Raw genomic sequence first — 8,281 nt, forward strand, 5'->3', positions numbered from 1 at the left:
GATAATCAGGAACTGTAATTTCTGAGTGTGGGCAATGGCTTTGGCACCGCCGACGTAGGTATAAATCAGCAGGATTCCGCCCGTTAAAACATTCGTGAGATAAATATTCCAGTTGAGGACACTGGCGAGGATGATGCTCGGCGCATAAATGCTGATCCCCGTGGATAAGCCCCTGGAAAAGAGAAACAGCAGCGAAGTGAGTACCCTTGTTTTTTTGTCGAAACGGTTTTCCAGGTATTCATAGGCGGTGTAGACATTCAGCCGCTGGAAAATCGGGATGAAGGTGATGCAGATCACGATCATCGCCAGAGGCAGCCCGAAGTAATACTGGACGAAGCGCATCCCGTCGGTATACGCCTGGCCCGGCGCCGAAAGAAAGGTAATGGCACTGGCTTGTGTCGCCATAATCCCCAAAAGTACGATGTACCAGGGCATTTTGCTGTCCGCTTTCAGGTAAGAGGCGTTGCTTTTCTGGCCGCGGCCGATCCATACGCCGTAAACCACTACGGCCACTAAGGTAAAAATGAGAACGGCCCAATCAATACTGCTCATGCCCAGAATTTAGTGAATAAATAATACAATATAATCTGTAAGATCAGCGCAACGGCCAATAGCAGGTACCAGATGTTCCATTTTACAGGTTGTTTGCCCATCAGTTTTTTTGTGCGGATAAAAAGTTAAGGAACAGTCTTGCGGCCCCGGTATTTCCCGCCGGCAGCTGCCTGAAGAAAGCCAAAGGCGTGTAGATGAAATTCCCTTTGCCGTATTTCGCATATAAAGTGGAACCCTGCAGCGGCTCTTCGCCGGTATCGTGCATCTCGAAAAGCGGTTCGTAGGCTGCATCCCATTGGTCCGGGAAGTAGGCGCCGCGCTCCTGCACCCAGCCTTTGAAATCATCGGCCGTAATCTTGTTCGGGAAGTTCAGCAGTTTATGATTGGGATTTAAAAAGGTAACAGCTGCATTTTCTTCGGTCACTCGCTTATTGGCAATATTGAATTTATACATTCCCAACTGATCAACAGTTTTATCCTGGTTGGTATTGTACTGCATCACCAGGTTGCCTCCGGCTTTTACGTAAGACTGTAAGAAAGGCATCCAGCGGGCCAGCTTTTTCTCCGTATTGTTGGCCCGTACCCCCAGCACGATGGCATCGTATTGCGCCAGCTTGTCCAGGCTGCCGTTTCCGCCGTCCGGGTTTCCGTAAAAATCTTCGTCTTTTAATACCTCTGTCTGAATGCCGACGATGCGGAGGAAATCAGGAATGAAATCACCCGCTCCCTGGATGTACCCCACTTTTTTCACCGTTGACCGGATATCGCCTTTCATGACGTTGACCGTTGCCAGCGCAAAATACTGCAGGGAAGGCAGATGCGGATACTGGATGAGTACCTGTTTCTTATTGTAGGTAACTCCGTCGGTAACATATTCGGCATCCAGCTGCAAACGGTTTGAATTGATTGAAGCAAGCCTTGCTTTCGGGATAACATAGTCGACGGTCATCTCTTTACCGTTGACTGAGCTTACATCCGCCCCGCCCAGGCGTTCGCCTTTGTACATCAGGTTCAGCTTTCCGTTGCCGAATGCTTTGTTGGAATTGACTTTAATATTTAAGCTTACCTTTAAATCTTCATTTTCTTTCGCCAGGTACAGCGGTTGGGTAAATTTCAGTTCCAGGGCCGGAACAACGCGTAAAGCTTCGACTACATCGCCGCGCACCGGGTCCAGTTTCTTGAATGATAAAGGAAGATTCACCTCAAACCTTTCCGTACCGATTTTTACATCTAATAAAACATTGAGTGGCGAGCCTGCTTCGGGCAAACCTATTAAGGTTTCATCCGGAACGGAGAAAGTGGCCGCATCCACCGCCGGTTTCGCCAGCCAGTACGGTTCCGTGAGGGCTGCATCAGCCGGAATCTGTATTTCGTGGTCGATGGTGAGTAAGGAATCCTTCGGCAGTTTCCTGTTTATGTTATCCGACTGGTTCAGCCATTTTATATTTTCCACAACAACCGGGTTTTCCGCCCTGGCAATCACGTTGAGTTTAAAAGGATACGGACTCCCGGCTACTGCCTCCGGCTGGTTGGTCACCACTTCGCCCATAAAGCCGGCACAGCTGAGTATAATCCGGTCCAGGGATTTCATTTTATCTTTTCTGAGGCCTGCATCTTTGATGGCCATCACCTTTTTCCGCAAAGCCAGCAGCGCAGGAAGGCTGCGGTCCGGATTGCTGAAATTAAAGGCTGAAATGATGTTGTCCAAGGACTGGTCGATGTCCGCATTCCCTTTGGACGTCCAGGTCGCAGTCAGCCCGTCAAAGAGGTTTCCTTTCGCAGGCTCACCGGCTACGTGGGAAAAATACTCGGTCCTGATCCCGGCCACCGACTGTGTCCCGGCGCCCTGGCTTTTGTGCAGGCTGCGGCTTACGCCCGCCAGTTCGCCATAGCCCATTCCCAGCTGCGCATCGTATTGCCCGGCCGTTATCTTCAGCTGGTTTTCAGCAGTGGTATTCACGGCACCGAACCGGAAGGTATTCCACAGCAGGCGTTTCGGCTGCCAAGTGCTCACGTATTTCAGCTGGTCCGGGAAAGCCGTTTTATCACCCGCCAGCGTAAAGGCTTTTTCCGCCACTACGGCCGAAGCCGCGTGCTGTCCGTGGCCTGCCGCTGCCGTAGGAGGAAAACGGCAGATAATGACATCAGGACGGAAGTTCCGGATAACCCATACCACATCCGCAGTGATGCTGTTTTCATCCCATTGCTTAAAAGTATCGGTGGTATTTTTAGAAAACCCGAAATCGATCGCGCGGGTAAAAAACTGTTGGGCACCGTCCAGCTTCCGTGCTTCCAGCAGCTCATGCGTCCTGATCAAGCCCAGTGCAGCGCCCTGCTCCGTGCCCAGCAGATTCTGTCCGCCATCACCTCTGGTTAAGGACAGGTAGCCCGTTTCTATATGCTGGCCGTTCACCAGCCAGGAAAGCAATCCTGTGTTTTCATCATCGGGATGCGCCGCCAGGTACAGGACTTTAGGCAGGTGTTTAAGCGTTTTGATTTCGCGGTAAATCTCAGCTGATCCCGAAGGCCGGACCTGCTGGGCCGAACCGGAAACCGCAGCACAGCCGAGAATACATACAGTGAATATTTTTCTGAACATTTGAATTTGCTTTGCGCGGCAAATATAAGTAAATCGTTCTTTTTCCGGCAGGAAAAGGAAAATCAATACACCGTGCCCGGTTTTCGCTTTATTTCTGCAGCATTTTTGCAGTCAACAGGAGATCACCTAAAATCATCAAAGATCGGCACCTGCCGTGCCATCAGATTTTATCTTCTGTCTTGTATGATTTCATTAAAGTCCCTGTCCGAATGAATGCCTTTTTCCGCTTCGTCAGTATCCTCCCGGGCTTTTGTGGCCTGTTCAGACATCCTGGCTTTGCAGTCTTCAGGGTCTGACTGCAGGTCAGATACCTGCCAGATATCATGCGTCCGGCAGTCCTATATTGACTCCGGAGCGAGAAAAAAGAGGCATTACGTGCACCTTGTCCCCGGTCGGGGTGATATTCTTGCAAAAAAATCAGCCTGACAGTTATGAAAGCTGTCAGGCTGTTGAAGCAGGCTATAAAAAATTATGTTGAGCTCATATTCCCGTTACCGAAGGTTTTACGGTTTTAGGTCCCCGAATGTTTTATCTGCAGGCAGAATGGGTTGTACTTTCTCCACCACCAGTTCTTTCGGGACGGAAAATTCGGTGGTCTGCCTGATGTCTGAAGAGGATGCGCCTACGGAAACCCTGTACGTTCCCGCTTCGGCCACCCATGCGGATTTTGCCGTTTCAAATGAGGCGAGATCTTTAGGATGGAGCGTCAGCGTCACCGTCTGGGATTCTCCCGGTTGCAGATTCCTCGTTTTGGCGTAGGCTTTCAGTTCGGACTGCGGTTTGTCGATGGTTTTGCCCGGAGCCGATACATACAGCTGCACCACTTCCTTTCCGGCCGTTTTCCCGGTGTTTTTTATCTCAAGGGAGACCTCCAGCGTATTACTGAACGTCTTTGAGCTGGCCCTGAGGTCTGAATAGGTAAAATCCGTATACGATTTCCCGTACCCAAACTCGTAGGAAGGCTTCACACGGAAGGTATTGAAATACCGGTAACCCACATACACACCTTCCTGGTAGGTTACTTCCTTCGGATTGTCCGCAGGAGTGCCCGGGAAATTCTTTGCTGAGGCATGGTCTGCGTAATTCACGGGGAACGTCATCGTCAGCTTTCCGGAAGGATTCACCTTTCCTGAAACCACATCCGCCACGGAATGCCCGCCTTCCTGTCCCGGCTGCCAGGCCAGAAGGATGGCATCGGCTTTATCTTTCCACGAGGCGGTTTCTATTACCCCGCCGGTATTCAGAATCACCACCACTTTCTTGCCTTTTGCGTGGAAGGCTTTGGATATTTTATCCAGCATTTCTGTTTCTTCGGCTGCCAGGTTGAAGTCATTGTCCACGCTCCGGTCACCGCCTTCCCCGGAATTCCTTCCCAGGGTTACGAAAGCGATTTCCGAGGTTTCCGCTTTCTTCGCGATGAAGGCATACTCCATTTTCATTTCGGGAAGTCTTTCCGGCAATGCCAGGATTCCCCGTTTCTTCCTGTTCTCTTTCTCGGCAGCCTGCTCTTTTTCGGCATACGGCGTGTAGAGGTCAGCCAATTCCTGGTCCAGCTTATAGCCGGCTGCATTGAGGCCTTCCAGTAACGAAACGGTATGCCTGTTATTGACGCTTCCGCTCCCCGTTCCGCCTGTAATCCATGCATAGGAAGTTACCCCGAACAGGGAAATTTCTTTCTGCCTGTTGTTAAAAGGCAAAGCATTCCGTTCATTTTTAAGCAGCACCATACCTTCGGCCGCCGCATTTCTGGTGACCGCTGCATGTCCTTCAAGATCAGGCCGGTCGCTGTACCTGTAGTGCGCGAAAGTGGGTGTTCTGAAAATATATTCCAGGATTCTTTTTACGTTGAGGTTGGCCGTCTCCTGAGAGACTTTTCCTGAATTCAAAGCTTCCAGCAGGACCTTTTTCTGTGCCGGGATCCCGGGCATCAGCAGGTCGTTCCCGGCATTCATCTGTTTCACGACATCGGAAAGACCGCCTTTCCGGATCGACTCGAAGCCCGGAAAGCCGCCGAACCAGTCGGTCATGACAATTCCTTTGAAGCCCCACTCGTTCCGCAGCACCTGAGTGAGCAGATCGCGGGAATCGGAGGTATAAACGCCGTTTACTTTGTTGTAGGAAGACATCACGGTCCAGGGCTGTGATTCTTTAATGGTGATTTCAAAATTCCTGAGGTAGAGTTCCCGCATTGCTCTTTCGGAAACGTGCGCATTGATGGTGAGGCGGTTGGTTTCTTCATTATTGGCTGCAAAATGTTTGATGGAAGTCCCCACGCCCTGCGACTGGATCCCGTTCACCACGGCAGCAGCCGTTTTTCCCGATACCAGAGGGTCTTCGGAATAATACTCGAAATTCCTGCCGTTCAGCGGGTTCCGCTGTATATTGAGCGCCGGTGCCAGAAGGACGTCGACGCCGTATTCTTTCACTTCGTTCCCCATAGCTTTCCCCACCTGCTCCAGCAGGTCCGTATTCCATGTGGAAGCCAGGGCTGTCCCTACCGGAAAGGCCGTTGCATAGTATGTTTTCGAATCATGATCTCTTGTCGGCGCAATCCTTAAGCCGGCTGGTCCGTCTGCCACCACCGTGGCAGGAATCCCGAAACGGTTGAAACTTGCTGTTCCGCCCGCTGCTCCGGGAACCAGCCCCTGCCTGGAATCACCGACAGGCCCTGTCAGCACTTCAATCCCAGGCATCCCGGTGCCGATGAGGAGGTCGGCTTTTTCTTCATTGGTCATTTCCCTGATGATGGCCGCTATTCTTTTATCTGCCGGAAGCCTTGTGTCTTCCCAGGCATCCAGTTTCCCGTTCTTGTTAAAGTCACTGAATACTTTTCCGGCAACGGAAACCGTTGCCTTTTCCTGGGCCCTGGCCGACGGCGAAGCCGCCGTTAAGGCAAGGAACATTCCTGCATATTTTGCTTTCTGGGAAAGTTTGAGTAATGTTGATATATTCTTCTTCATAATTATTTCTTTGTCTTATATTTTTATTTCTTTTTCTTCCAATCGAAGATGATCTCCTTTTATAGAAGAGACATTTATGAACCCTATTAATGTTGAGGATTGTTGTCCGATAAAATCAAAAATGCAGGTAACAGGACGCTTCTACGGAGCTTTTTATCACAAAATACAATGGTTTTCTATTATCAGTTAGCTCCTGATCAAGCTACATGAGCCCTATCAGGACTTACTGTTAACAGAAAAAATATATTACCCAACAGAACCCCATAAGAGCGACCTGATGGTTTAACCTGAAAGTGAATGTGTTACATTTCCGGAATTCTTATCGCATTGGAATAATATTAATCTTGGATTTGCATTTTTGTGCACTTTTCAAAAGCATTGTTTAAAACTTTAGGCTTTTGTGACTTTTGTGGTTTAATTTTATAAAAACTTGTGGAATTTCAGCCAGTCCAAATAAACATGAGACCAATTATCCACCGGGCTTTCCTGTTTTCCCATCCCGAAGCCATGGCCGCCTTTTTCATAGATATGCAATTCCACAGGCTGCTGTGCGTCGTGCCATTTGGTATAGAGCATAACCGATTTCGGGGCGAGCTTCAGCTGGTCGTCATCCGCCGCACAGATGAACAGCGGCAGCTTCTGCCCGGGGACAGGGTATCCCAAAACCGCATCACTGGGACCGCCGTAGATAGAAGCGGCAAAATTCGGGATGGTGGAAGCCTCTTCACTGTGGAGCACGCTTTCCAGGATCACACTGGCACCGGCAGAAAACCCGATCACACCTAATTTCGCCGGATTGATGTTCAGTTTCGCAGCATTCTTTCTGAGGTAAGCGATGGCCGTTTTGATATCGTTTCCCGCCATCACCTTTATCGCTGCCGTTTTCGCATCAAAAGCAGGCCGGTCTTTGATGTTTTCCATCATTTCCCGGGCCGGATCACCGGTTTTGGTTTCCAGCAGGCGGTATTTTAAAACCACGGCCGTGATCCCTTTTTCCTGAAGGACTTTCGCCAGGTCCCGTCCTTCTTTATTGATGGAAAGGCTCTGAAAACCGCCGCCTGGAGCTATGATGATAACGGTTCCGTTGGCTTTTGCCTTCGGTGCTGCATAGATTTCGATGGCAGGAGCCGCCACATTGTAGACCAGATGGGTTTTGAACAGATCGGAGTCCATTTCCTTTTCGGAATACGTCCAGTTTTCCGAGCCCGGTGCCTTGCCCTGATACAGCGGAATGGATTGCTGGGCATTAACGGTGGTTAAAAGGGAAAGGAGTATTCCTGTTATGATTGCTTTTTTCATTGTAAGGTTGTTTTGAATGTAAAATTGAACGCGGAGGGCACAAAGGTTCCATGGTGCAATCCGCTGTTTGTAAGTTCGCTAAGGCGTTAACACTCAGCTAAGAGCACTAAACCATTAATAATGGGCCTGAATGCGTTGTTTTGATCGTAAATTGAACGCGAAGGGCACAAAGGTTTTTTATGGTGCGATTCGCTGTTATCATATTCGCAAAGGCGTTAATACCAGCGGAAACATCAACAGACGCCTGAATGGCAGGGCCCCTCTGATCCGCCGGCTTCATTTGCAGCCCGGCCCGGACATTGTCTTCTACAGGTTCAGAGAACGGAGCAGCACCTTTTCAACAGTCCGGTAAGCCTGTAACAGGCTGAACCGGGATGTTCTGCTGACGGATGAGGCTGCCCGGGCCTCTGTCTTTACCGGAACAGCTGCGGAACAAATTCGTTCAGGTAGGTTCTCCAGTTGCTCCACGTATGGCCGCCTTCGGATTCCACATACTGATACCTGAAGTTCATTTTGTCCAGTTTCTCACGGTATTCTTTCACGTTTTTATAAAGAAAGTCAGTCTTTCCGATACCGATCCAGTACAGTTGGTATGGATTGCTTTGTTGTGTTTTAAGTTTCTGGTCCAGGTTCTGGTACACCGGGCTTTTCTTTTCATCCGGCGGAAGGATAGCCGGGGAAAAAAGGCCGACATATCCAAACGTTTTCGGCTGATTGGCAGAAATATACAATGAATGGAAACCGCCCATGGAGAGTCCGGCAACCGCACGGCTCCCCGCATCGGCCTTGACACGGTAACCGGATTCCGTGAAGTCCATTATTTCTTTGAAGTAGGTTTCCATATCGCCGCTGAAGATATCCGGCGTTCTCA

4 protein-coding genes and 1 pseudogene are annotated in these 8,281 nt (G+C 49.9%); all 5 read right to left on the bottom strand.

Annotated elements, in window-relative coordinates; genetic code table 11:
* A pseudogene (locus tag QZ735_RS01695) lies at window positions 1–552 on the bottom strand (sodium:solute symporter); the annotation flags it as partial.
* 100 nt (window positions 553–652) lie between these two features.
* Window positions 653–3,151 carry a PIG-L family deacetylase gene (locus QZ735_RS01700; protein WP_294243595.1) on the bottom strand — a complete coding sequence of 833 codons (2,499 nt, stop codon included), beginning with the start codon at window positions 3,149–3,151 and terminating at the stop codon, window positions 653–655.
* Between the two features lie 503 nt (window positions 3,152–3,654).
* Entirely contained in the window at window positions 3,655–6,111 is a 2,457-nt protein-coding gene (locus QZ735_RS01705) for a glycoside hydrolase family 3 N-terminal domain-containing protein (protein WP_294243596.1), read from the bottom strand.
* 420 nt (window positions 6,112–6,531) lie between these two features.
* A complete protein-coding gene (locus tag QZ735_RS01710) occupies window positions 6,532–7,410 on the bottom strand; it encodes an alpha/beta hydrolase (protein ID WP_294243597.1) in 879 nt (292 codons plus the stop codon).
* Between the two features lie 413 nt (window positions 7,411–7,823).
* On the bottom strand, window positions 7,824–8,281 hold a 458-nt coding region (locus QZ735_RS01715; RefSeq protein WP_294243599.1), incomplete at its 5' end, for an alpha/beta hydrolase-fold protein.

The sequence above is a fragment of the uncultured Chryseobacterium sp. genome (genome assembly GCF_913776365.1).
GTDB lineage: Bacteria > Bacteroidota > Bacteroidia > Flavobacteriales > Weeksellaceae > Chryseobacterium.

Excerpts from the sequence above, each read along its gene's own strand:
- QZ735_RS01700 (WP_294243595.1), bottom strand. The coding sequence starts at position 3,151 with ATGTTCAGAAAAATATTCACTGTATGTATTCTCGGCTGTGCTGCGGTT.
- QZ735_RS01705 (WP_294243596.1), bottom strand. The coding sequence starts at position 6,111 with ATGAAGAAGAATATATCAACATTACTCAAACTTTCCCAGAAAGCAAAA.
- QZ735_RS01710 (WP_294243597.1), bottom strand. The coding sequence starts at position 7,410 with ATGAAAAAAGCAATCATAACAGGAATACTCCTTTCCCTTTTAACCACC.